Consider the following 24236-nt stretch of genomic DNA (forward strand, 5'->3'; position numbering starts at 1 on the left):
ATGACGGGGGACTGCTCGGCGCGGCGTGGCGGCAGCGGTTCCGGGCTACGCCCTTCACCGCTGCCGCCACGCCAGTACTCTCATCCTGATTGACGCGCTGCTCTCATCTTGTTTGACGCGCGGCAGGGTGCGAGCGCAGGCACCTTCGTACGTGCGCCGGCCGACGCGGTGGAAGACGCAGTGTGGTCCGCGAAGCGCGATACCGACACGGGCTACGGCATTGCGGTGTTCGATGTCGATCCGGGCGAGCGTGGCGGCAAGACCACCATCACGATGAACTACTATCACGCGCCCGGCGCGGACCGCGTCCCGACCGGGGAGTACGAACTCTTCGAGACGGTGACACTCGCGAAGGCACGTCGTTGAGATGTAAGTTGACTGATGCAGGGGCGGCTTCATCACCCCCTGCATCGGAAGGCAGGCGTAACGGCGTTGCTGCTCGCTGAAGGTTGCGCGCGTACCGATGCAGTCGCCGCGTTGCATTCTTTCTACTTTTCGCTGTTGTCCTCTGGTTTTCGTCCGCCATCCCGCCCGTACCGTCGCGACTTTTCGACAATCCTCCTGCAGCACTTCACTAGCTGACTCCGAATGATTGCTCTTGCGCAACGCTAACGGTTGCCGCAAGTCGCAAACGTTTTCCTTCCTCGCCCCACGGCGATTTGCCTCGTATCCTTAAAAAGGAATGTCCATGCCGAAGAAGCTTCATCATGCTGCCTATCGATGCAAGGACGCCGCTGAAACCGTCGACTTTTATGTCGACGGAATCGGGATGAAATTTGCGGCGACGATGATCAATCACATCCCGTCGACCGGCCTCAAGGCCATTAACAACAATGTCTTCTTCGAAATGGAAGACGGCAGCTATATCTGCTTTTTCGAGATTCACGGCAGCAAGGAACCGGTACTGCCGGTCGAAAACGATTGGGCACAACATCTCGCGCTCGAGGTAGAGGATGAAATGCGCGCCGAGGCCATCTGTGCACGGCTGCGCGAGCGCGGCGTGGCAGTCGAAGGACCCGTCGTGCACGGCGAGCTCGCGAGCTCCTGGTATTGCAACGATCCGAGCGGACATCGGATCGAATTGATCGTCAAGCCCAAGGTACCCGCGACCGCGATCTGGGAACGCTTTGCGGCAACCGCATACGACGACTTGGCCAAGTGGGCCGAATTCAAGAAGACCGCGGTCTGAGCGGGTCCCTACGGTCGCATTCGTCGACCGCGCATTCCGTTGCAAAAACGCAGATCGAGGTCGCGCATGAAGGAAACGAATTACTGGAACTACCTCAAAGTCGAGGAGTTGTTGGCGCTTCAAACCGGCCGCGGTGAGGAGGAATCGGGAGTCGGTAACGATGAACTGCTTTTCATCGTCGTCCATCAGATTTACGAGCTTTGGTTCAAGCTCATCCTGCGCGAATTGACGTTCGCGCGCAATGCGCTAAGCGAGGAGATGCCGCACGATCATCGCGTCGCGCCGGTCGTACGCTCCTTGCGCCGGGCCATCGTCATTTTCGAGCAGGCGAATCAGCATTTCCGGGTAATCGAGACGATGACTACACGGGATTTTCTCGATTTCCGCGACGCGCTTACGCCAGCGAGCGGCTTTCAATCGGCGCAGATGCGCGAAGTCGAGATCCTGCTGGGGCTCGAGGAGCACGAACGCATTTCGCTTGGCAACCGATGCTTCAAGGACGCGCTGAAGTCGGCGGACGGCACGCCCTCATGGGCGGCCCGACGCGTCGAAGAGCGTATCGCGCAAGGCCCGAGTTTCAAGCATTGCCTCTATGAATGGCTGTCCCGTCTGCCGATCGTCGGGACGGTCGACGGCTTCATCGGCGACTATGTGCGCGCCATTCGCGACGAGAACCGAGGCCGCGCGCAAATGCTCGTCGAGTGCGGTCTTCCGCCCGACGATATCGAGCGCCTTGCCGTCCGACGGCGGGCCGACGAATCGAACGTCGAGGCTTACCTGCGCGCGCAGGACGACCCCGAAGCCGATAGCGCGACGCGCGTCAAACGTCGTGCGGTACGCGCCGCGTTGCTCTACATCGAAAGCTACCGCGAACGACCCGAACTCGGATGGCCGCGCGAGCTCATCGAAGCCGTGCTCGATTTCGAGCAGGCCTTCGTGATCTGGCGGCAGCGGCATGCGCGGATGGTCGAGCGGATCATCGGACGCCGCGTCGGTACCGGCGGCTCGAGCGGCGTCGACTATTTGGACGAAACGGCGCTGCGCTATCGCGTGTTCTCGGATCTTTGGGCCGCGCGTTCGTTGTTGTTGCGCAAGGCCGCGGTCCCGACGCTCGATCCGGCGTTGGAGGATCGATGATGACGCGCATTCGCGTGGTCGTCGTCGGGGCAAGCATGGCGGGCTTGATGGCCGCGCTCGCGCTCGCGCGCAAAGGCGCCGACGTTCAATTGCTCGATCGCGACGATATGACGCCGCGCGTCGATCATGCATCGAGCGGTGAAACCCCGTTCGACGCGAGCTGGCGCAAAGGTGTACCGCAGGCGCGTCATACTCATGCGCTCGCGGCACTTGGGCGCCAGGTACTGCGGTCGCGCGCGCCCGACGTGTGGCAGGCGTTGCTCGATGCGGGTGCGATCGAGACGCCGTTTGGCGGCACGCTGCAACCGGGCAAGCAAGCCGTGCCACGCGTCGACGATGAGACGTTGTTCGGCCTATCGTGCCGGCGCTCGCTCGTGGAGGAAGTCGTCCGCCGCATCGTATGCGCCGAACCGAACGTGACGCTGCACGATCGGGTGGTCGTCACTGGACTGCTGGCGGCGCCCGGACCGTTACCGGTCGTCGAAGGTGTACGCACGTCGGAGGGCGACGTGCGGGCCGATCTCACGATCGACGCGCTGGGACGTGCATCGCCATTGGGAAAGTGGCTGCAAGCGCTCGGCGCATCCGCACCGGTGGAGAGCTCGGAAACCTGCGGCTTGTCCTATCTCACGCGCTGGTATCGGTCGCGCCAACGGCCGGCCGTGCAGTTGACCGCGGGTCTTTCCGCCGGCGCCTATGCGGCATCGAGCGGCTGTATCGCGTGCCCCGCCGATCACGGCTATGTGTCGGTGACGATGATCGTTCCGCACGGCGACCTCATGCTGTCGCCGCTATCGGATGCGCAGACGTTCACTGCGGCGGCCCGTTTGCATGCCGGCCTTTCCGAATGGCTCGATATCGAGGGAGAACCGGTCTCCGACGTCCTTCGCTGGCCCGTCTGCGAGAATCGCTTCCGACGCTTCGTTGTCGATGGCCGGCCGCTCGCGCTCGGGCTGATCCCCGTCGGGGATTCGATTTGCGTGACGAACCCGGTCTATACACGCGGCATGTCGCTTGCCGCGCGCTACGCGTTTGCGATCGCGGACAGGGTCGATGCGCTCGGTGTGGGCGACGGCTATCGACTCGCTCTCGCATCCGACGCGCTCGCACAAACGCTGCTGCGGCCCTGGTTCGACGACAGTGTCGCCCAGGATCGTACGCGCCTTGCGTTTTGGCGCGGCGAGGCTCATCCGTCGATGGGCGACGAATCGATTACGCTCCACCACATCGCGACCGCGGCGCGGCATGACATGGAGGTGTGGCACGCGTTGGCCCGCCGCACGGGCATGCTCGAGGAGCCCGATGCGATTTTTACGCGTGGCGCGCTCATCGAGCGCGTGCGCCGGACGCTGGCGGCGCATCCTCCGTCGCCGCCGCCGGGGCCGACGAGGCAGGACCTGCTGCGGGTCATCGATGCGCGACGCGCACATGTGTCGCAGCCGGGAACGCACGCTGGTATCGACGCCTCCCGATCGCACGAAGCTCGCAGCGAGCCGGCCTTCGATGTCGCAGCCGCGCGTGAGCGCTTTCTGCTCGACGATCGCATCCTGTGTCTCAACCACGGCATGCTCGGCGCCTGTCCTATCGAAGTACTCGATCGGCAGACCGAGTGGCGCGCGCGAATCGAACGCCAGCCGGCTGCCTTCGTTCTACGCGAGCTCCCGGCTCGACTCGACGATGCGCGTCAGGCACTGGCGGAACTCATCGGCGCATGCCCGGGAGATCTGGCGCTGCTACCGAACGTGACGACGGCGCTCAGTGCCGTGCTGCGATCGCGCTCGTTCGCCGCGGGCGATGAAATCCTGACAACCGACCACGCGTACCTGTCGTGCCGGAATCTGCTCGATTTCGTGGCGCGCGAAACGGGCGCCCGAATCGTCGTCGCTCGGATAGAGACGCCCGTGGCCCACCCCGATGCGGTCGTCGACGCCGTGCTCGATCGCGTGACGGCGCGCACGCGGCTCGCGGTTCTGGATCACGTGACCAGTCCGACGGCGATCGTCTTTCCTATTGCGGCGCTCGTCGACCGACTGGCGGCCCGCGGTGTCGATACGCTGGTCGACGGCGCGCACGCGCCGGGAATGTTGCCGCTCGACGTCGACGCGATCGGCGCCGCGTACTACGCCGGCAATTGCCACAAATGGCTTTGCGCTCCGCGCGGTGCGGGCTTTCTGCATGTGCGGCGGGATCGCGCCGACGGTTTGCATCCGCCCGTGATCAGTCGCGGCTACGGCGTATCGAGCGCCGATCGTCCGCGGCTGCATCTCGAGTTCGACTGGCTGGGCACCGCGGACCCCACGCCGCTGTTGTGCATTCCCGACGCGATTCGCTTTTTGCGGAGTCAACTGCCCGGTGGATTGCCGGCGCTTTACGCGCGCAATCGTGAGCTTGCGATCGATGCCGCGCATGCGTTGGTGCAAACAGTGCCGCTCGCACGGCTCGCACCCGATTCGATGGTCGGCAGCATGATCGCGTTCGAACTGCCGGACTCGTTCGCCGCGGCGCGCACCGACGCAGCCGCATCGCTGCAGCGCCGCCTGTACGACAGGCATGGCATCGACGTATCCGTTGCGTCCTGGCCGGACGGCCGGCGGCTTGCGCTGCGTATCTGCGCGCAGATCTACAACTCGAGCGACGATTTTCGTCGACTGGGCACCGTGCTTCGCGAACTCGCCGCCGACGTGCGAGACGGCGACGCGGTGTCCGACGATCACCTTAGGAGTACTGAATGTTGAATGGGAATCACGAAGCAACCCGGCGTGTGTTGTTGACCGGCGGAAACGGCGGCATCGGCATCGAGCTGATTCGGGTCTTCGCCGAGGGTGGGGATCACGTCACCTTCACGCATCGCCCGGACGACGACAGCCGGCGCCGGGCACTCGATCTGATCGAGCGGTTTCGCGATCGCCGCGTCGACGCTTTGCCGCTCGATGTCGGAAACCGTGCGAGCCACGCGGAGCTGGTCGAGCGCCTCGCCGAACCTGTCGATGTCCTCATCCACAATGCCGGCGTCGGCACGAAGACGGTGGAGCGGGTTGCGTCGCACCCGAAAGCTCAGGACGAAGCGTTCTTTCGCGTGAATGCGCTCGGGCCGCTTTGGCTGACCGACGATCTATTGCCCGCGATGCGCCACCACGGTCGCGGCAAGATCGTCTTCGTGAGTTCGGTCGATGGCGGCATCACGCATTTTCCACGTTTTCGCGCGGCGGATGGAATGAGCAAGGCGGCCGTCGCCTTTCTCGGGCGGCAACTCGCGGCATCGCTCGCGTATACCGGCATCGATGTATTCACCGTCTGCCCCGGCGCAACGGATACGCCGATGTTCCAAGCCAGTACGCTGCGCGGGCTGACGGCCGAGCAGCGGCAGGCGCTCGAATCCTCGCTGCCAGGCGGGCGACTGATCGAGGCTCGCGAGATCGCCGATCTTTGTTTTTATCTGTGTCGCGACGAAGCGCGCATTTTGCGCGGTGCGGTCATCGATGCGTCGCTGGGTTTGGGCGTGTGCCCGACCGTCTTGAGCTAAGGAGCCCTCCATGCCCGTTCCATCCAATAGCTTCTGGGAGCAATGGCTCGTCGCGCATCGCGCGAAACCCGAAGCCTGTGTGACGTTCTCGCTTTCCCCCTCTCCCTCGTTGAAGGAGTTCATCGAAGAGCTCGACGGCAGCATGCCTCTCGATTGGTCGAGCGAAGACTATCAGGGAGCGCGCGGCCTACGCGCCCAGGTTCTCGACCGTTACGGGTACCGTCCCGCGTGCGATATCGACGATGTGCTGATCACGGCGGGTGCGCAGGAGGCGAACTATCTCGCGTTGACTCAGTTGCTTCGCCCCGGCGATGAACTCGTGATCGATGCGCCTGGCTGGCAGCAGCCGATCGTCCTGGCCGAGCAAATCGGTGCCGTCGTGAAGTATGCGCCGCGCCTCGAGGCGCGCGGCTGGGCGCTCGACGTCGATCGGCTCGAAGCGCTCGTCACGCCGAAAACCAAGGTTGTTTTCATCTGCAACCCGAACAATCCGACGGGGCGTGTGGAGGACGAAGCGACGCTGCGCAGGATCGTTGGCATTGCCGAGCGTGTCGGCGCGTACGTCATCTCGGACGAGGTTTATCGCGGTCTCGAATGGGAAGGGCCGCAAACGCCGCGCGTCGCGACGATGTACGAGCGTGGTATCAGCACCGGCAGCGTGTCGAAACTGCTGGGCTTGCAAGGCCTGCGCACCGGCTGGATGATTACGCGCGATCGAAAGGTGATTGCCGACGCGATGGTATTGCGCGAGAACACGAGCGAGATCATGAACGTGATGGGCGAGCGTATCTCCGAGATCGCATTGCGTCCGGATCGATTCGCCGTCGCCGTCGAGCGCTCGCGAGCGGTCGGATATGCACGGATCGAACGGCTCGACCGGTTCGTCGCCGATCAGCCGGCATTGCGCTGGCGCCGGCCGGCGGCGGGGCTGCTCGGACTCGCATACCTGGATCTGCCGATATCGGCGGGAGCGTTTGCGCATAAGCTGCTGATGCCGCCGTACAACACGTTCGTGATGTCGGGCGACGCGTATGCGTGCCCGCAGCATCTGCGGCTCGGGGCGGGCGGCGTGTCCGACGAGGAGCTTGAACTCGGGCTTACGCGAATGGCGCGTTTGCTTGGGAGTTGAGCCGGATAGCTCTCGATGGGCAGGCGGGCAGTATCGAATCGGAGCGATAGGGTGCATTCGACGAAATCGCATGTCGCGCTGTCCGGGCACGCTTTGAGCTAACTGCGATAGGTGCGGACCACTCCTGTCCGTGGAGGCACCGTGTCGAAGAAATCGGCCAAATCCGCGCAATATCCTCCGTCTGACGCCAGGCAGTGCGTGCTGGCCGAGTTGCGTCGGCAGAAAATGGCGCGCTCGCCTCATGCCTATGAGCGGGGCACCGCCGCTCACTTTTACGAATGGGTGAAGACACAGGCGGCCGGCAGATTACCGGCGGGGCCGGACGTGTGGATTTGCGGCGATTGTCACCTGGGCAACCTGGGCCCGGTGGCCAACGCCGACGGAGAGGTTGCGGTTCAGATCCGGGATCTCGATCAAAGCGTGATCGGAAATCCGGTGCACGACCTGCTTCGGCTGGGACTATCGCTGGCCACCGCGGCACGCCGTTCGGACTTGCCGGGTGTGATCCTGAGCCGCATCGCGGGTGCGCTGCTCGACGGGTATGAACAAGCATTCGACGACCGCCGCGCTGACGACGCGAGCCGGTCGCAACGACCGAAAGTGGTCAGGATCGCGATGAAGGAAGCGCTGCACCGTTCGCAGCGTAAGCTCGCACGCCAGAATATCCGGCATATCGAGCCCCACATCCCGCTTGGCAAGCGGTTCTGGGCAATGTCGGACGATGAGAATCAGGCGGTGCACGCGCTGTTCGAAGCCGGTGGCCCGGCGCTGATTCGTACGGTGCTGGGCGAGACGGAGCGAGACGCGTCGGCGATCCGCGTGCTCGATGCCGCTTATTGGGTGAAAGGATGCAGCTCGCTAGGGCGGCGCCGATATGCGGTGTTATTGGGCACCGATGGGGCGAGCTGCACGGACGGCCCACCGCGCCTCATCGACATCAAGGAAGCGGCCGCGCCTACGGCGCCGGTTGCGCACGGGCATCGCATGCCTCGCGACAATGCGAAACGTGTGGTGGAGGGCGCACGCCATGTCTCGCCGTTGCTGGGCGAGCGCATGATTGCTGTACAGCTCGATGGTTGCTCGGCAGTGGTCCGCGAACTGATGCCTCAGGATTTGAAGGTCGAGGCTGAGCATCTGTCTGAGCGCGACGCGGTGAAAGCGGCGTATTTTCTGGCGCTTGTCGTCGGTCGCGCGCATGCGGGACAGATGGCTGCAGCGACTCGCAAAGCGTGGCTCGCCGCATTGCACACCAGGCGACCGAAGTCTTCGGAGGCGCATTCGTGGCTCTGGAGCAGCATCGTCGAGTTGCTCGTGATGCATGAAGCGCAATACCTCGAACATTGCCGGCGTTATGCGTTGGAACGGCCGTTGAGGGACGAGTAGCTAGCGGCGCGCGCGAACAGATGAAAGCCGGGGCTCGTGATTCATTGGCGGTCTTTAGACATGCTCATACACAACCTTCATGCGATGTCCGAGAACGTCGCCGAGTTCGTCGGCAAGACGCGCGCTGATGGTCCAATTGTTGAAGCCGAAACGAAAATGGCGTTGCTCATAGGTTCGCTCGACGAGGCTGCGCTGGCGGAGTGGTTCCGGCAGCGGCTAGTCGAGTAGCCGGCAGACATTAGCGTCTCAGCGGCGACGCTGCGGACAGCATCCGCTCCACATACCGCGCGATCAAATCAACCTCGAGATTGACCCGGCTACCTGCAGACAGATGCCTGAGCGTCGTGACTTCGACGGTATGCGGAATGAGGTTGATCGAAAACTCGCAACCGTCGTCCCGATCGACAATGCTATTGACCGTCAGACTCACGCCGTTGACGGTCACAGAACCCTTATACGCAAGATAGCGGCCGATCTCGCGCGGCGCCAGCACGCGTAACTCGTGCGACTCGCCCACGGGCGCGAAGCGCGTGACGGTGCCGAGCCCATCGACATGTCCCGAGACGATATGCCCGCCCAGCCGCTCATGCGCCGTGAGGGCTTTTTCAAGGTTGACCTCGCCGGGCTCCCCCAGCCCCACAGTGCAATTGAGGCTTTCGCGCGACACGTCGACGTCGAACGTTTCGCCCGTCTTGGCGATGACCGTCATGCAGGCACCCTGGATCGCAATGCTGTCGCCGATGGCGACGTCCGTCAGATCGAGCGCGCCCGCGCGCACCGTCAAACGCACCCCGGCGTTTGCCTCAGTGCCGAGCGGCGCTACTGTCTCGATGCGGCCCACTGCCGCGACGATTCCCGTGAACATCGTGTCTGTGCCTCGTAATCAGAATGAAGAGGGCGTCGGAGCAGGCGCCGGCGAAACCGGCTCGGCCGGTGCAATGCGCGCCAGCACGCGCAGATCGTCGCCGACCCGCTCGACGCTGCGGAACACGAGCCGCGTCCGCGCATCGAGCGTCGCGGGAGCGGCAAGCGCAAACATGCCCGACGAATCGGCGCCGAGCAGGCTCGGTGCAAGATAGACGAGCAACTCGTCGACACATCCTTCGCGCAGCAGCGACCCGTTGAGCTTATGCCCGGCCTCGACGTGCAACTCGTTGATGCCGCGTCGGCCGAGTTCCTTGAGCACGCCCGCCAGATCCACCTTGCCGTGTGCATTCTCCAGCGCGACGACTTCCACGCCCCGCTCCGCGAGTGCCTCCGCTCGTGCCGCATTGTCCCCGTCGAGGCCCGCGCAGAAAACGAGCGGCGGCGCACCTTCGAAGATATGCGCATCGAGCGGCGCGTCGAGCCGGCTGTCGATGAGCACGCGCAGCGGCTGGCGCGGCGTCTCGATCGCGCGCACCGTCAAGTGCGGATTGTCTTCGCGCACGGTGCCGACGCCGGTCAGGATCGCGCAGGCGCGTGCGCGCCAGGCATGTCCGTCGGCGCGGGCACTCGGCCCGGTGATCCACTGACTCTCACCGGATGGCAGCGCCGTTCGGCCATCGAGCGAGGCTGCGATTTTCATGCGCACCCACGGCCGTTTGCGCGTCATGCGCGAAACGAAGCCGATGTTCAGCTCCTGCGCTTCATGGGCCAGCAACCCGCAACGAACGTCGATCCCGGCGTCGCGCAGCATCGTGAGACCGCGGCCCGAGACCTGCGGGTTCGGGTCTTCCATCGCCGCGATCACCCGCGCCACGCGCGCCTCGATCAGCGCATGGGCGCACGGCGGCGTGCGCCCGAAGTGGCTGCAAGGTTCCAGCGTCACATAGGCCGTCGCGCCATGCGGATCGTTGCCGCGCCGGCGCGCGTCCTTCAGCGCCTGCACTTCGGCGTGGTCCTGGCCGGCAGGCTGCGTGAAGCCTTCGCCGATGGCGAGCCCGTGCTTGACGAGCACGCAGCCGACGCGCGGGTTGGGCGTCGTCGTGTAAAGCCCCCGCGCAGCGAGCGCGAGTGCGCGCTGCATGTGGGCGAAGTCCGCGTCGGAAAACATCGTCGGGTGCTCGTCGGCGCGCGGCGTTACGCCGCAAGCGCGGCAAACGCACCGCGTGCGGCATCGAGCGTGGCATCGATGACGGCGTCGTCGTGCGCACTCGATACGAACCCTGCTTCGTACGCGGATGGCGCGAAATGGACGCCAGCGTCGAGCATGCGATGAAAGAACGCGTTGAAGGCGGCAATGTCGCTGCGCGAGACATCGGCGAAGCTGGCCGGCACCTGCGCGGTGAAGTAAATGCCGAACATGCCGCCGAGCGCATCGGCGCTGAAGGCTACGCCGGCCGCACGCGCCGCCGCCGACAGCCCGTTGGCCAGGCGCGCAGTCTTCGCCGAGAGCTGTTCGTAAAACCCGGGCGCCTGGATCAGTTGCAGCGTCTTCATGCCCGCCGCGACCGCGATAGGATTGCCCGATAGCGTGCCGGCCTGATAGACCGCTCCTTCGGGAGCGAGGTGCGCCATGATGTCGCGCCGGCCGCCGAACGCTGCCGCGGGCATGCCGCCGCCGATGACCTTGCCGAGGCAGGTGAGATCCGGCTCGATGCCATAAAGCGCTTGTGCGCCCCCCAGTGCGACACGAAAGCCGCACATCACCTCGTCGAAGATCAGCACGGCACCGTATTCCGTGCAAAGGCGCCGCAGCGTCTGCAAGAAGGCCGGGTTGCCGCGCACGAGGTTCATGTTGCCGGCCACGGGCTCGACGATCACGGCCGCGATTTCGCGGCCGAATGCGGCGAACGCCGCTTCGAGCGCCTCGCTGTTGTTGTATTCGAGCACCGTCGTATGTTTGGCGATATCGGGCGGCACGCCGGCCGAAGTCGGGTTGCCGAACGTGAGCAGCCCCGAGCCGGCCTTGACGAGCAAGCTGTCCGCGTGCCCGTGATAGCAACCTTCGAATTTGACGATGCGGCTGCGATCCGTGAATCCGCGTGCCAAGCGCAGCGCACTCATCGTCGCTTCGGTGCCGCTCGAGACGAATCGCAACTGCTCCATCGACGGGACGAGCTTGCGGATTTCCTCGGCGATCTCGATCTCGGCTTCGGTCGGCGCGCCGAACGAGAAGCCGTCGGCCAGCACACGCTGAACGGCTTCGAGCACTTCGGGATGGACGTGGCCCAGGATCATCGGTCCCCAGGAACCGATGTAGTCGATGTAACGGGTCCCCTCGGCGTCCCAGAAGTAGGGCCCGTTGGCACGTGCAATGAAGCGCGGCGTACCGCCAACCGAGCGGAAGGCCCGCACAGGCGAGTTCACGCCGCCGGGAATGACGCGCTGCGCGCGTTCGAACAGAGCTTGATTGCTAGGCATGGAGTGAGGGCAGCTGCAATGAAGGATCGGGCCGGGGCGACACCCGTTCAATCGGGCGCCGCGGCAAAAAACGGCCCTACGATGCGTGGAATTGTACCGGAGCGGCGTCGCCCGGGCGTTTGCCGATCGCTTTCTCGTAGAATCTGCGCTTTAGGCGCCGTGCGTTCGCGCTCGGTTGCCTGACTCGCCGCTTGCAGCCCCCGCATAGCGCCCGCCGTCTTTATCAGGCATTCCATTCGATGACCGAAACCGACAAACGCCAGCCTGATCTACGCCTCATCGTGCTCCTGGGCGCGCTCGCGGCGTGTGGCCCGATCGCGGTCGACATGTATCTGCCGAGCCTGCCTTCCATCGCACGCGCGTTCGGGGTCGCCGACTCGGCCGCCCAGAGCACGCTGACGAGCTTCATGCTCGGCTTCGCGATCGGCATGCTGGTCTACGGCCCGCTGTCCGACCGCTTCGGCCGGCGTCCGATTCTGCTCGGCGGGCTTGCCCTTTTTCTCGTCGCGAGTATTGCCTGCGCGAGTGCGGGATCGATCGATCTGCTCGTCGGCATGCGCTTCGTCCAGGCGCTGGGGGCCGGCGCGGCCTCCGTGATGGCGCGCGCGATCGCGCGTGACGTGCATGCGCCGCACGACGCGGCACGCGTGCTCTCGATGATCGCGATCGTGACGGGGGTAGGCCCGCTGCTGGCGCCGCTCATCGGCGGGCAGTTGCTGCTCGTCGGCGGCTGGCGTGCGATCTTCGCCGTGCTGGCGCTCTTCGGTGCACTCGCGTCGACGCTCGCCTTCATGCGCGTGCGCGAATCGTGGCCGGCCGACAAGCGTGCCGGCGCAGCGCTCTGGCATTCGTTCGCCATCTACGGGCGGCTTCTCGTCGATCCCGTCGCGCTCGGCCATCTGTTATGCGGCGGCATGGCGTTCGCGTCGATGTTCGCGTACATCACGGCGACGCCGTTCGTCTACATCGATTATTTCCATGTGACGCCGCAACACTACGGGTTGTTCTTCGGCCTCAATATCGTCGGCATCATGCTCGGCAACTACCTCAACGCGCGGTTGATCAGCCGGTTGGGCTCGCTGCGGCTCGTCGCGGGCGCGTCGTTCGTGAGTTGCGGGGCCTCGTTGTTCGTCGCGCTGGCTTGCCTGACGGGGTGGGGCGGCCTCTGGTCTATCGTTGCAGGGCTATTTTTCGTGGTGGGTGTCGTGGGTGTGCTGACCGCGAATTGCACGACCGATCTCATGCATCGCTACCCGCGCAACGCGGGCGCCGCGGCCGCTGTTTTCGGTGCCGGGCAGCTCGTGCTGGGCGCGCTCGCAAGCTTCGTCGTCGGTGTGCTGCAAAACGGCACGCCCACCGGCATGGGCATCACGATCGCTGGGACCGGGGCGCTCTGTTTCGCAGGGCGCACGATGGTGATCCGCTGGCACGGCCTGCCGGCGCGCGGTACAGCGATGCCGCGCTGAAGGCCGAACGCGAGACGACCGCGATAAAAAAAGGCGCCGACAACGCGGCGCCTTTCGAGTGTACTGCCGATCCCGCTGTCGTCCGGCAAAGCCGAAGCCTTGCCGGCGCGCGGGTTGTTACTTGTCGGTTTAGAACTTGTGACGGATACCGACGCGTGCGGCGACCTGGTTCTTCGTCGTGCTGGCGCCCGAGAACTCTGCCGCGTAGATGTCAGCCGTCACACCGCCGCTCATCGCGTGCTGGTAGACGCCCATCGCATACACGTCGGTACGCTTCGACAGACGGTAGTCGGCGACGAGGTTGACCTGACCGTACTTCGGCTTCTGACCCGTTGCATCGACCTTGCCGAACGTGAACGTATAGCCCGCGCCGAGCGTCGTGGCCGGCGTCAGGCTGTACTGGCCCCACAGCTCAGCGCTGTCGAACCGCACTTTGTTGCCGCCCACGCCGTTCGCGTCGTCGAACCGCACGTCGGAGAAGTTGGCGCCGAAGAGCGCCGGTCCCATCGTGTAGGTCGCGCCGAGGCTGGCAACCTGCATGTTGCGGGGCATTCCGACGAGACCCCAGATGCCCGTCGTCGGATTGACGGCGGCCGGTGCCTGATTGGCGTTGAAGTTGCCGTCGTCGAACTGGACGCCCGGGTTACGCGCGTAGAAATAGCCCGCGCCGACATACAGAGGACCGGCCGAGTAGCTCAGTGCGCCGCCGATCGTGCTGTTCTGGCCGAACTGACCTGCCACGCCGCCGAATGCGTACATCGCTTCGGCTTGCAGGCCTGCGAACTTCGGCGAGACATACTTCACTGCGTTATTGATACGGAAGCCGTTATCGGTGTTGTCGATATCGGCCGGGTGCGAGAAGAACGCGCCCCACTGGCCGTTGAACGTCGTCGACTGAACCATGTCGACCACCGGGTCATATTGGCGACCGAGCGTCAGGGTACCGAACGAGTCGTTCGTCAGACCGACGTAGGCCTGGCGACCGAACATGCGGCTATGCTGAGCCAGCTTGCCGTTGGCCGCGTTGAAGCCGTTTTCCAATTGGAAGATGGCCTTGGTGCCGCCGCCCAGGTCTTCAGCGCCCTTCATGCCAAAGCGGCTGCCTTGCAAGATACCGCTTTGTTCTTGCCACTGCGAATGACCGCTAGTGTTGTTAACGTAGCTGATACCGAGGTCGATGATGCCGTAAAGCGTGACGCTGTTTTGCGCGAACGCCGGTGCTGCCATGGCGCTCGTCACTGCGAGGGCGATAAGCGATTTTTTCATTAAACGGTCTCCGAGACGTTGAACTGCAAATTGAGCACCCGGGGTGGTGAGTGCAGCGGACTAGCGCATCTTTTGAACACGCCGGATCCCCGCCGCGGGTCCAGGTAGTCGTCCGGATACTAGGCATGTCGAAATCAGCCCCTTATTAGTGGAAACACTAGTTGCTTCCCGTCGTTGCGGTTTTTGAAACGGTGTATTTCGCGAAGAGCCTCTTCCACAGCGGCGCCGGCTGTGCGTTCCGGTGAAAGCGGTTGCTTAAATATGCACGACAGCGTTGCCGCGCCGCCACAGATCGTGTGTCGGAATTGTTGCGCTTGCGTGGGGAAAAACAGACGAAGAAACGCCCGTCTTGCCCAACATTGGGGCGGCAGCACCTGCTCCATGCACCGAAAAAGGGGGGTGGGCCGGTGAGGATGCCCCTTGCCGACAAAAAAAAGCCCGGGCCGGCGGACCGGAACGGGCTCTTGGAATAAAGCCGGCGAATCGCAACAGTCCCCGGCCGATGCAGTGTAGCAGCGTGAAGATGCCCCTCCGATGAGGGTTTTCGCCAAGCTCGAGCGTCAATCGGTAGCCGAGGATGCCGCTCCATGGCTGAGCCAGTCGAGTACTGCTGCCGCCGCATCGTCGTTGCGGGTCGCGCGAGCCTTGGCGACGGCCTCGGTCACTTCCGGGCTCGGCACGGCGCGCCGGATCGCCACGCCCACCGCGAGAATGTCGATCATCACGAGATGCAGAATGCGCGAGATCATCGAAAGCTGGGATTCGCGAATCTCGATGTGATCCGTTTCCAGCGCCACGGTAGCCCGCTTGGCCAGCGGCGTGTTGCTCGAGGTGATGGCGATCACCTGCGCGCCCGCCTGCATGGCAACGTCGAGCACACGCAGCAGCTCGGGCGCCCGGCCCGACTTCGATACCGCGACGATGACATCGCCTTTGCCGAGCAGGGCAGCGGAGGCGGCCTGCATATAGAGATCGCCGTAAGCGATGGTCGGAATGCCAAACCGGAAGAACTTGTAATGCGCGTCCTGCGCGACGATGTTCGAATTGCCCAGTCCGTAGAACTCGATGCGCCGCGCGCTGTTGAGCATGTCGATCGCCCGCTCGACGTGCTCGAAGTTCAGGTGCTCGCGCAACTGCAGGATCGCCGAGACCGTGTTGTCGAGCACTTTCGCGCCGAAGTCGGTCGCCGTATCGCCCAGATGGACTTGGCTGTGGCTGACCGGAATGGTTCCCGTCAGCCCCGTGGCGAGCTTGAGCTTGAAATCGGACAGGCCCTGGCAGCCCAGCGAACGGCAAAAGCGGATGACCGTCGGCTGACTCACGTCGGCCTTGCGGGCGATGTCGACGATCGGATCGCTGATGATCGAGCGCGGATGATTCAAGGCGAGATCGGCCACGCGCCGCTCGGCCGGCGTCAACGCATCGCGCATTTGACGAATGCGCTCGAACACAGCCGAGGAGCCGCCGCCGGTACGATTCGAGAGCTGCTCCGCGAGAATGGCCGACACGCCCAGGAACGCCGGATACTCGGCCGTGATGACGTAGGTGGGCACGTTGGCCAAATACGGCTCGAAGCGGCCCTTTGCTTCGAAGCGCTCTCTGAACCGCGAGCGCGCGAAGAACTCGCCCAGCTTCAGCACGACGCCGCCGCCGATGTAGATGCCGCCGAGCGCGCCGAGCGTCACGGCGATATTGCCCGCGAACGTGCCGAGAATGCCGCAAAAGCAGTCGACCGATTCAGCCGCGAGCGGATCGCCTTCGAGCGCGCGGCTGACGACCTCCGCGGGATCGAGCGTGGCGCCGACGCGCTTTTTGTCGCGTGCCGCAAGCGCCCGGTAGATCAATTCGATGCCGGGACCTGCCGCGACGCGTTCGAACGACACGTGCGACCATTTCTTGCGCGCATAGTGCAGCACGATGTCCTCGCGCTCGTCGGACGGCGCGAAGCTCGCATGGCCGCCTTCGCTGCCGAGGGCAATCCAGCGGTCGTCGGCGGGAATGAGGCCCGACACGCCAAGGCCCGTGCCGGGGCCCAGCAGGCCGATCACGCTGTTCTGGCGGCGCGTGCCGCCGCCGATCTGCACGCGCTGCGCGTCGGTCAGGCCTGGCAGCGCCATCGCGAGCGCGGTGAAGTCGTTGACGACGAGCAGCGTATCGAAGCCGAGCGCGCGACGCGTGGCTTCGATCGAGAACGTCCAGTTGTGGTTGGTCATGCTGACCTGATCGCCATCGACGGGGTTCGCGATCGCGATCGCCGCATGGTTGACATGGCCGACCTTCGTGTCCTTCAGATACTGCTTGAGCACCTCTTCGACGCTCGGATACTCGGCGCAGGGATAGACGCGAATCTGCGCAATCTCGCCGGGGCCGATTTCGAGCGCGAAGCGCGCGTTGGTGCCGCCGATATCGGCGAGCAGCCTCGGGCCGTCGGCGTGCTGACGGGCGCCCGGAATGGCGATTACCTTAGTTTGCACACCAGTAGACATCGAGTCTGACTCCCTTGTCGTTTGCCAGCTTCGAGATGGCGTTTTCCTGGGCGGTGGATGCGGCTGCCTTGAGCACGTCGAGCTTGGGCGTGCCGGAGATCAGCAGATAGAGCCGCCCGATCTGCTTCAGTGCGGCGAGCGACAAGCTCACGCGCGCGTGGGGCGCTGCCTTCGGATGGACGGCGACGAAGCGGGGCGCATCGGGGGACGTGATCCGGGCCCACTCCGGAGCGTCGGCAAAGAGCGACGCGGTATGCCCGTCTTCGCCCATGCCGAGCACGGCAACGCCTGGCAACGCGCGCTGCGCATCGGCGTTGAGGGTGGCAACGTTTGCTTCGAGCGTGACGGCCGTATCGACGAGCGGCAAAAAGCGCGCATCGCCCGCACCGTCTCGCAGCAGTGTTTCGCGCACGAGTCTCGCGTTGCTGGCAGCATCGGTTTCGGGCACCCAACGGTCGTCGACGAGCGTCAGGTCGATGCGCCGCCAGTCGACCGGTTCTTTCGCCAATGCGAGCAGAAACGGACGCGGGCTCGTTCCACCGGATACCGCGAGCGTCGTACGCGAAGCGTCGCCGGATGCGGCGCACGATGCGTTGAGCGCATCGCCGACCGCTCTCGCCAGCGCGCCGGCCTGGGCGCGCGGATCGTCAAAAGCGTGAAGCTCGATCACTTCTCCTCCTGAGCAGCTTTTTGTATTCCCCAATGGGTTCGTTCGACGGGGCGCCGCGATACGCAGCGCCCCGTCCCGGCATGCAACCCTTGCCTTAGTTTTCTTCCTCGAGCCAGCAGGTGTCGTGCTGCGCGAGCATCGCGCTGGCGGCGGCCGGCCCCCAGGTGCCCGACGCATAGGGCTTCGGCGGCTTGTTCGATGCCGCCCATTCGTTGAGAATCGGTTCCACCCAGCGCCAGGCGGCTTCCTGCTCGTCGCGCCGCACGAACAGCGCGAGCCGGCCGTTGATGACATCGAGCAGGAGCCGCTGATACGCCTCCATCTGTCCTTCCTTGAAGAACTGATCGAAGGCGAGATCCAGGTGCACGCTCGCGAGATTCATGCCTTCGCCGGGCTGCTTGGCCAGGCAGTAGAGCCTGATCGATTCGTTCGGCTGCAGGCGGATCACGAGGCGATTGGCGCCCGGGCGCAGCGCCGGCGCGCCGAGCGCCGAGTGCGGCACCGGGCGGAAGTTGACGACGATCTCCGCGATGCGGTCCGCGAGCCGCTTGCCCGTGCGCAGGAAGAACGGCACGCCGGACCAGCGCCAGTTCTCGATCTCGACTTTCAATGCGACGAAGGTTTCGGTCGTGCTGTGCGGCTTCACACCGTGTTCGGTCGCATAAGCGGGCACCGAAGCCCCTTTGATGACGCCGGCATGGTATTGCCCGCGCACGGCGACCTTGGAAATGTCGCGCGTATCGATGGGCTTGAGCGCGCGCAACACGCGCAGCTTCTCGTCGCGGACCGAATCGGAGTCCATCGAATGCGGCGGCTCCATGGCGACGATCGAGAGAAGCTGCAACAAATGGTTCTGCACCATGTCGCGCAGCGCACCCGTGTTGTCGTAGAAGTCGCCGCGGCCTTCGACCCCGAGCTCCTCGGCAATGGTGATCTGAATGCTTTCGACCCACTCGCGGCGCCACAACGGTTCGAACAGCGCGTTGCCGAAACGCAGCGCGAGCAGGTTCTGCACCGGCTCCTTGCCGAGGTAGTGATCGATCCGGTAGATCTGCTCTTCCGTGAAGATTTCGCCGACCGCGTCGTTGATCGCGTTCGACGAGCGCAGATCGTAGCCGAGCGGTTTTTCGAGCACGATCCGCGCGTTCTCGTTCAGGCCCACGGAAGCCAACGCGCGGCAGATCGGCACGAACAGCGACGGACCGGTTGCCAGATAGAAGACCCGAATCCCCGGATGCCCGTCGAGCGCATCGCGCAGGACGACGAAATCCTCGGCCTTGCCGAGATCGAGCTTTACGTAGGCGATGCGTTCGAGAAAGCTCCGCCAGACGGCATCGTCGACGCCCGCCTTGGAGACGTGCGACTTGACGTTCGAATTGATCCATTCGATGTAACCGTCGCGATCCGCCGCGTGCCGCGCTACGGCCACGATCCTGCCGTTGTCGGACAGCATGCCCGCACGGTGGGCTTCGTACAGCGCCGGGAGAATCTTTCGCATCGACAGGTCGCCGGTCCCGCCGAAGAGAACGAAGTTAAAGCCTGAGTCGATTTGCATGAGTCGTGAGCCGAAGGTCAAAGGTTGCTGAGCGCGCGGACCAGGTGCAGGTTGCGTCGGATTGGGGCTTGGGTCGAACTAGCGTCGTATCTGAGGTGGTGCTGTCTCCAGTTTGCCTCTCGCACATTCTTCATCGGATCGATCGCGCGCGGCGGAGCCGGCACTGGGACCGAGTTGTAGCGCGATAAAATTTTTTTTGACACTGAATTGTAGTTTAACTACAATCCAAATCAAGAGGTAACGTCGATTCGATGCAAAAAGCATGCGTCGCCCAAGCGCGGCGCGGTGTTTCGGGCGTGAATCGGCTGCGAAGCGCGCTGGCACGTCGGCGCGCTCGGGTATGCGCCGCGCGCTGCATCTTAGCGTCAAGCGGCAATCCGTTCCGCCTCCCCGAGTCCGGCCGCGCGATGCGTGTCGGGCCGGTCGAATCAAAACAGGAGACAAGTCGTTGAGTTCGGAATCATCCAATTCCTGAAGCGTCTTCCGGCCGGGCGTGTGTGTTCAGCCGTATCGAATGGCGCCAGGTCCGGCCTGTCCAGTGTTGTTCTGTTTGACCAACCACCGTTCCCCATCGCTAAGAAACGGGGAGCAATCGTATCTTGTTCAGGTGTCCGGAGGAGATAAAGAATGAAAGTTCGCGCGATCATGGCAGCGCTCGCCGCCACGGGGCTGATGGGCGCTGTTTCGGCGCAAGCGGCCGAGTCCCTCGAAGTGCTGCATTGGTGGACCTCGGGCGGCGAATCGAAGGCCGTCGGCGTGCTGAAGGACGACATGACGAAGCAGGGTTACACCTGGAAGGACTTCGCGGTCGCCGGCGGCGCGGGGGCCGCCGCGATGACGGCGCTCAAGACGCAGGTCATCTCGGGCAACGCGCCGTCCGCCGCGCAGATCAAGGGGCCGCTGATTCAGGAGTGGGCCGATCAGGACGTGCTCGTCAATATCGATTCAGCCGCGAAGGACGAGAACTGGAAGAAGAACCTGCCGCCGGAAATCGACAAGATCATGCAGTACAAGGGTCACTACGTCGGCGCACCGTTTTCGGTGCACCGCGTGAACTGGCTCTACATCAACAAGGCCGCGCTCGACAAGGCGGGCGGCAAGGTGCCGACGAACTGGGACGAGTTCTTCGCGCTGGCCGACAAGATGAAGGCAGCCGGCATCCAGCCGGTCGCGATGGGCGGCCAACCCTGGCAGGATCTGACGCTGTGGGAAGACGTCGTGCTCTCGCAAGGGGCGCCCTTCTATAAGAAGGCGCTCGTCGATCTCGACTCGGCCACGCTGAGCTCGCCGCAGATGCTGAAGGTCTTCGAAACCGTCCGCAAGATCCAGGGCTACTTCGACACGGGCCGCACGGGCCGTGACTGGAACCTCGCCACGGCGATGGTCATCAACAACAAGGCCGGCATGCAGTTCATGGGCGACTGGGCCAAGGGCGAGTTTGCCAACGCGGGCAAGAAGTCGGGCACGGATTACATCTGCGCACCGGTGCCCGGTACCGACAAGGCCTATACGTTCAACGTCGATTCGTTCGTCTTCTTCCAGCAAAAAGGCCAGAAGGCAGCAACGCCGGGGCAACTGGCGATGGCCAAGACGATCATGAGCCCCGAGTTCCAGGAACAGTTCAGCCTGTACAAGGGCTCGATCCCCGTGCGTCTCGGCGTGTCGATGGCCAAGTTCGACGATTGCGCGAAGAAGTCGTATGCGGACGAGCAAACGGCGATCAAGGCCGGTGGCTACGTACCGTCGCTCGCGCACGGTATGGCGCAGCCCGACGCCGTCGCCGGCGCGATCACGGACGTCGTGACGAAGTTCATGAACTCGCAGCAATCGCCGGCTGACGCCCAAAAGGCGCTCGTGCAAGCCGCGAAGACGAAGTAAGCGAAGGCAGTGCCCAAGCGCGGCGCGCCGAATCCGGGCGCGCCGCTCTCAGCATCACCTACGCCGGTCGCCGCGCTGCGGCGCAAAGCAGGGCGCGCGCCGGCAGGCAAGATTAGGAGTCGAGTAGTGGCTGCCTCTCTTAGCGATAAAGGCAACAAGATGGCACATGCGTATCGTCGTTCATCGTCGTTTTCGGCGGTAGCCGATCGCTGGATCCCGAAGATCGTTCTGGCGCCCAGTATCGTCATCAGCCTCGTTTTCATTTACGGTTTCATCGCTGTCACCGGCTATCTGTCGCTGTCGAAGTCGCGGCTGATGCCCAATTACACGTTCGCGGGCCTCGACCGCTACGTGGAGCTCTTCAACAACGATGTCTGGTGGACGTCGGCCAAGAATCTTGGCTGGTTCGGCATTCCATTCATCGGTATTTGCGTGGGGCTCGGTCTTTTTCTCGCGATCCTGCTCGATCAGAAAATTCGCAACGAAGGCGCGTTGCGCGCGATCTTCCTTTATCCGATGGCGCTCTCGTTCATCGTGACCGGTACCGCCTGGCAGTGGATTCTCAATCCGGGCCTGGGCCTCGAGAAAGTCATGCACGACTGGGGGTTCGCCGGGTTCTCGTTCAACTGGATCGGCGATCCCGACAAGGCGATCTTCTGTGTGGTCATCGCCGCCGTCTGGCAATCGACCGGCTTCGTCATGGCGCTCTTTCTGGCCGGTTTGCGCGGCGTGGATGCCGAGATATTCAAAGCCGCGCAAGTCGACGGCGCCTCGCTGCCCACGATTTATCGCAAGATCGTCATTCCGAGCATGCGTCCGGTCTTCTTTTCGGTGCTGCTGATTCTTTGCCATATCGCGATCAAGACATTCGACCTGGTGGTCGCGCTGACCGCAGGGGGCCCCGGTACGTCCTCGTCGCTGCCGGCCATCTTCATGTACACGTTCTCGTTCAACCGCGGACAGCTCGGTGTGGGCGCCGCGTCGTCGATGATGATGCTCGCAACGGTCGTGGCCGTGCTCGTGCCGCTCATGTATATGGAATCGAGGAGCACCCGCAATGCAGCCTGAATTGAAACAGCCGCTTCGCCCGCTGCCCGCCGACGTCGGGGGCGGCCCCGCGCGTACCGGAATGTCGGTGAGTCGTGTCGTGATTTACGCGGCCCTCATTCTGTTCGCGCTTTATTTCCTGTTCCCGATCTACGTGATGCTGTCCACGTCGTTCAAGGATATCGACGAGCTGCGCACGGGTAATCTGCTCACGCCGCCGATGCACTGGACGCTCGCCCCCTGGGTGAAGGCATGGAGCCAGGCCTGTACCGGCGTACGCTGCGACGGGATGCAGCCGTTCTTCATGAACTCGATCCGGATGGTCATTCCGGCCGTGTTGATCTCGTCGATCGTCGGCGCGTTCAACGGTTACGTCCTCACGCACTGGCGCTTTCGCGGCGCCGACGCGCTTTTCACGATGCTGCTCGTCGGCTGCTTCATTCCGTTTCAGACGATCTTGCTGCCGATGGCGCGCCTGCTCGGCTCGATCGGTATCTCGAACACGATCACGGGGCTCGTCTTCGTGCACGTCGTCTACGGGATCGCCTTCACGACGATGTTCTTCCGCAACTTCTATGTCGGCGTGCCGGCCGAACTCGTCAAGGCTGCGCGGATCGACGGTGCGGGGTTCTTCATGATTTTCACGCGCATCCTGTTGCCGCTGTCGCTGCCGATCTTCATGGTGTGCGTGATCTGGCAGTTCACACAGATCTGGAACGACTTCCTGTTCGGGATCGTGTTCTCCGGCGTCGATTCGATGCCGATCACCGTCGCGTTGAACAACCTCGTCAATACGTCGACCGGTGTGAAGGAATACAACGTGGACATGGCCGGCGCGATCATCGCGGCTTTGCCGACGCTTCTCGTCTACGTGATCGCAGGGCGCTACTTCGTGCGCGGGTTGACCGCGGGTGCGGTCAAGGGCTGAGGCGGTCGGGATTCGCGCCCGAGGGCGCGGCACGCCGGACTGCGCACGAAGCGCAACGCTTATTCGCAAGCAGCAATGCAGATTAAAGGATTCTCAGCATGGCAAGCCTTTCCATCCGCGACGTATACAAGACTTACCCGAACGGCGTACCTGTCCTGAAGGGCGTCGACATCGAGATCGAGGACGGTCAGTTCCTGATTCTCGTGGGCGGCTCGGGTTGTGGCAAATCGACGCTGCTCAACATGATCGCCGGACTCGAGACCGTCACGAAGGGCGAGATCCGCATCGACGACAAAGTCGTCAACAACCTGTCGCCGAAGGATCGCGACATTGCGATGGTCTTCCAGTCGTATGCGCTTTATCCGTCGATGACGGTGCGCGACAACATCTCGTTCGGACTCAATATCCGCAAGGTGCCCAAGCGCGAACAGGAGCAGATCGTCGAACGCGTTTCGCAGATGTTGCAGATCGATCATCTGCTCGATCGTAAGCCGGGTCAGTTGTCGGGCGGTCAGCGTCAGCGCGTTGCAATGGGCCGCGCCCTCGCGCGAGACCCGGTCATGTTCCTGTTCGACGAGCCGCTTTCGAACCTCGACGCGAAGCTGCGCATCGAAATGCGTTCGGAAATCAAGCTGCTGCATCAGCGCCTGGGGACGACGATCGTCTACGTGACGCACGATCAGATCGAGGCGATGACGCTCGGCGATCGTATCGCGGTCATGAAAGACGGTATCGTCCAGCAATTCGGCGCACCGCAGGACATCTACGATTCGCCGTCGAATCTCTTCGTGGCCGGCTTCATCGGCGCGCCGCCGATGAACTTCATCGAGGGTAAGCTCGTCGAGCAGGGGGCCGGTGCCGGTATCGAACTCGATACGGGTGTGAGCCGCAGCGTACTGAATCTGCCATTCGACCTGGCGCGTGTGAAGGGTTCGATCGGCAAGAACGTGATTCTGGGGCTGCGCCCCGAGCGGATTACCGACGCACGTCATGCACACAACGGGCATGGAGAAGGGTTGCAGCCGATCGAAGTCAAGATCGACGTGATCGAGCCGACGGGTCCCGATACGCTCGTATTCGCACAGGTCAACGGCAAGCGGATCGTGAGCCGGGTGCATCCGGCGTCGAATCCTCAGCCGCTCTCGAACATGACGCTGCTGTTCGATGTCTCGAAGGCCGTGCTGTTCGATCCGGCCACGGAAGCGCGCATTGCCTGATTGCAGGGCATAGGCTC

Annotated in this window: 18 protein-coding genes and 3 pseudogenes; 14 read left to right on the forward strand and 7 right to left on the reverse strand. The window is 63.7% G+C overall.

Features of this window, described 5'->3' with window-relative positions:
* The 9 genes and pseudogenes from GWC77_RS30290 to GWC77_RS11490 form a co-directional block, all read left to right on the forward strand.
* Positions 1 to 366: pseudogene (locus tag GWC77_RS30290) on the forward strand (hypothetical protein); the annotation flags it as partial.
* 322 nt (positions 367 to 688) lie between these two features.
* On the forward strand, positions 689 to 1189 hold the full coding sequence (locus GWC77_RS11455; protein WP_173257029.1) for a VOC family protein: 501 nt from the start codon (positions 689 to 691) through the stop codon (positions 1187 to 1189).
* A gap of 66 nt (positions 1190 to 1255) precedes the next feature.
* Complete coding sequence (locus GWC77_RS11460; RefSeq protein ID WP_173257030.1) at positions 1256 to 2326, forward strand: tryptophan 2,3-dioxygenase family protein; 1071 nt, start codon at positions 1256 to 1258, stop codon at positions 2324 to 2326.
* Positions 2326 to 2643 (forward strand): annotated as a pseudogene (locus GWC77_RS30295) (FAD-dependent oxidoreductase); the annotation flags it as partial. The gene GWC77_RS11460 and the pseudogene GWC77_RS30295, both read left to right, overlap by 1 nt.
* A 1248-nt stretch (positions 2644 to 3891) precedes the next feature.
* Positions 3892 to 4992 (forward strand): annotated as a pseudogene (locus GWC77_RS11470) (aminotransferase class V-fold PLP-dependent enzyme); the annotation flags it as partial.
* Positions 4993 to 5054: 62 nt separating this feature from the next.
* Positions 5055 to 5849 (forward strand): SDR family oxidoreductase, encoded by a 795-nt coding sequence (locus GWC77_RS11475; protein ID WP_173257031.1) that lies wholly within the window; start codon positions 5055 to 5057, stop codon positions 5847 to 5849.
* 10 nt (positions 5850 to 5859) lie between these two features.
* Positions 5860 to 6978 (forward strand): aminotransferase class I/II-fold pyridoxal phosphate-dependent enzyme, encoded by a 1119-nt coding sequence (locus tag GWC77_RS11480; RefSeq protein ID WP_173257032.1) that lies wholly within the window; start codon positions 5860 to 5862, stop codon positions 6976 to 6978.
* Positions 6979 to 7119: 141 nt separating this feature from the next.
* Complete coding sequence (locus GWC77_RS11485) at positions 7120 to 8361, forward strand: DUF2252 family protein (RefSeq protein WP_173257033.1); 1242 nt, start codon at positions 7120 to 7122, stop codon at positions 8359 to 8361.
* A gap of 84 nt (positions 8362 to 8445) precedes the next feature.
* Positions 8446 to 8589 (forward strand): hypothetical protein, encoded by a 144-nt coding sequence (locus tag GWC77_RS11490; RefSeq protein ID WP_173257034.1) that lies wholly within the window; start codon positions 8446 to 8448, stop codon positions 8587 to 8589.
* A 10-nt stretch (positions 8590 to 8599) separates the two neighbouring features.
* Here GWC77_RS11490 and GWC77_RS11495 read toward each other — a convergent pair whose 3' ends face one another.
* Genes GWC77_RS11495 through hemL form a run of 3 tightly spaced genes read right to left on the reverse strand, consistent with a single transcriptional unit; the run spans position 8600 to position 11706 of the window.
* Positions 8600 to 9226: a riboflavin synthase gene (locus tag GWC77_RS11495; RefSeq protein WP_173257035.1), complete on the reverse strand. Its 627-nt coding sequence runs from the start codon at positions 9224 to 9226 to the stop codon at positions 8600 to 8602.
* An 18-nt stretch (positions 9227 to 9244) separates the two neighbouring features.
* Entirely contained in the window at positions 9245 to 10396 is a 1152-nt protein-coding gene (gene ribD / locus GWC77_RS11500; RefSeq protein ID WP_173257036.1) for a bifunctional diaminohydroxyphosphoribosylaminopyrimidine deaminase/5-amino-6-(5-phosphoribosylamino)uracil reductase RibD, read from the reverse strand.
* 26 nt (positions 10397 to 10422) lie between these two features.
* Complete coding sequence (gene hemL, locus GWC77_RS11505; protein WP_173257037.1) at positions 10423 to 11706, reverse strand: glutamate-1-semialdehyde 2,1-aminomutase; 1284 nt, start codon at positions 11704 to 11706, stop codon at positions 10423 to 10425.
* A 239-nt stretch (positions 11707 to 11945) separates the two neighbouring features.
* Between hemL and GWC77_RS11510 the strand changes: the two genes are divergently transcribed.
* Positions 11946 to 13172 (forward strand): Bcr/CflA family multidrug efflux MFS transporter, encoded by a 1227-nt coding sequence (locus tag GWC77_RS11510; protein WP_173257038.1) that lies wholly within the window; start codon positions 11946 to 11948, stop codon positions 13170 to 13172.
* Between the two features lie 129 nt (positions 13173 to 13301).
* Here the strand turns inward: GWC77_RS11510 and GWC77_RS11515 are convergent, their stop codons facing one another.
* The 4 genes from GWC77_RS11515 to zwf form a co-directional block, all read right to left on the reverse strand.
* Positions 13302 to 14438, reverse strand: a complete 1137-nt coding sequence (locus tag GWC77_RS11515) for a porin (RefSeq protein ID WP_173257039.1) — start codon at positions 14436 to 14438, stop codon at positions 13302 to 13304.
* 560 nt (positions 14439 to 14998) lie between these two features.
* Entirely contained in the window at positions 14999 to 16924 is a 1926-nt protein-coding gene (locus GWC77_RS11520; RefSeq protein WP_173257040.1) for a bifunctional transcriptional regulator/glucokinase, read from the reverse strand.
* The gene (gene pgl, locus GWC77_RS11525; protein ID WP_173257041.1) at positions 16902 to 17594 is read right to left on the reverse strand and encodes a 6-phosphogluconolactonase; all 693 of its coding nucleotides are present in this window, start codon (positions 17592 to 17594) and stop codon (positions 16902 to 16904) included. The genes GWC77_RS11520 and pgl overlap by 23 nt, the downstream gene beginning before the upstream one ends.
* 94 nt (positions 17595 to 17688) lie before the next feature.
* Positions 17689 to 19149, reverse strand: a complete 1461-nt coding sequence (gene zwf, locus GWC77_RS11530; RefSeq protein WP_173257042.1) for a glucose-6-phosphate dehydrogenase — start codon at positions 19147 to 19149, stop codon at positions 17689 to 17691.
* A gap of 627 nt (positions 19150 to 19776) precedes the next feature.
* On the opposite strand from zwf, the gene GWC77_RS11535 reads away from it, so the two are divergent.
* The 4 genes from GWC77_RS11535 (at position 19777) to GWC77_RS11550 (ending at position 24219) form a co-directional block, all read left to right on the forward strand.
* Positions 19777 to 21027: an ABC transporter substrate-binding protein gene (locus GWC77_RS11535; RefSeq protein ID WP_173257043.1), complete on the forward strand. Its 1251-nt coding sequence runs from the start codon at positions 19777 to 19779 to the stop codon at positions 21025 to 21027.
* Between the two features lie 126 nt (positions 21028 to 21153).
* Entirely contained in the window at positions 21154 to 22095 is a 942-nt protein-coding gene (locus GWC77_RS11540) for a carbohydrate ABC transporter permease (protein ID WP_173257044.1), read from the forward strand.
* 61 nt (positions 22096 to 22156) lie between these two features.
* Positions 22157 to 23002 carry a carbohydrate ABC transporter permease gene (locus tag GWC77_RS11545; protein WP_173257109.1) on the forward strand — a complete coding sequence of 282 codons (846 nt, stop codon included), beginning with the start codon at positions 22157 to 22159 and terminating at the stop codon, positions 23000 to 23002.
* A gap of 98 nt (positions 23003 to 23100) precedes the next feature.
* Complete coding sequence (locus GWC77_RS11550; RefSeq protein ID WP_173257045.1) at positions 23101 to 24219, forward strand: ABC transporter ATP-binding protein; 1119 nt, start codon at positions 23101 to 23103, stop codon at positions 24217 to 24219.
* The last annotated feature ends 17 nt before the right edge of the window (positions 24220 to 24236 follow it).

Source organism: Paraburkholderia sp. NMBU_R16 (genome assembly GCF_013282575.1).
In the GTDB taxonomy this organism is placed as follows: Bacteria; Pseudomonadota; Gammaproteobacteria; order Burkholderiales; family Burkholderiaceae; genus Trinickia.

What these genes read in the sequence shown, in the direction of transcription:
- GWC77_RS11480 (WP_173257032.1), top strand. Translation starts at nt 5,860, where the DNA reads ATGCCCGTTCCATCCAATAGCTTCTGGGAGCAATGGCTCGTCGCGCAT.
- GWC77_RS11545 (WP_173257109.1), top strand. Translation starts at nt 22,157, where the DNA reads ATGTCGGTGAGTCGTGTCGTGATTTACGCGGCCCTCATTCTGTTCGCG.
- GWC77_RS11460 (WP_173257030.1), top strand. Translation starts at nt 1,256, where the DNA reads ATGAAGGAAACGAATTACTGGAACTACCTCAAAGTCGAGGAGTTGTTG.
- GWC77_RS11550 (WP_173257045.1), top strand. Translation starts at nt 23,101, where the DNA reads ATGGCAAGCCTTTCCATCCGCGACGTATACAAGACTTACCCGAACGGC.
- GWC77_RS11455 (WP_173257029.1), top strand. Translation starts at nt 689, where the DNA reads ATGCCGAAGAAGCTTCATCATGCTGCCTATCGATGCAAGGACGCCGCT.
- GWC77_RS11510 (WP_173257038.1), top strand. Translation starts at nt 11,946, where the DNA reads ATGACCGAAACCGACAAACGCCAGCCTGATCTACGCCTCATCGTGCTC.
- GWC77_RS11535 (WP_173257043.1), top strand. Translation starts at nt 19,777, where the DNA reads ATGAAAGTTCGCGCGATCATGGCAGCGCTCGCCGCCACGGGGCTGATG.
- GWC77_RS11495 (WP_173257035.1), bottom strand. Translation starts at nt 9,226, where the DNA reads ATGTTCACGGGAATCGTCGCGGCAGTGGGCCGCATCGAGACAGTAGCG.
- GWC77_RS11520 (WP_173257040.1), bottom strand. Translation starts at nt 16,924, where the DNA reads ATGTCTACTGGTGTGCAAACTAAGGTAATCGCCATTCCGGGCGCCCGT.
- GWC77_RS11515 (WP_173257039.1), bottom strand. Translation starts at nt 14,438, where the DNA reads ATGAAAAAATCGCTTATCGCCCTCGCAGTGACGAGCGCCATGGCAGCA.
- zwf (WP_173257042.1), bottom strand. Translation starts at nt 19,149, where the DNA reads ATGCAAATCGACTCAGGCTTTAACTTCGTTCTCTTCGGCGGGACCGGC.
- GWC77_RS11490 (WP_173257034.1), top strand. Translation starts at nt 8,446, where the DNA reads ATGTCCGAGAACGTCGCCGAGTTCGTCGGCAAGACGCGCGCTGATGGT.
- hemL (WP_173257037.1), bottom strand. Translation starts at nt 11,706, where the DNA reads ATGCCTAGCAATCAAGCTCTGTTCGAACGCGCGCAGCGCGTCATTCCC.
- ribD (WP_173257036.1), bottom strand. Translation starts at nt 10,396, where the DNA reads ATGTTTTCCGACGCGGACTTCGCCCACATGCAGCGCGCACTCGCGCTC.
- GWC77_RS11475 (WP_173257031.1), top strand. Translation starts at nt 5,055, where the DNA reads ATGTTGAATGGGAATCACGAAGCAACCCGGCGTGTGTTGTTGACCGGC.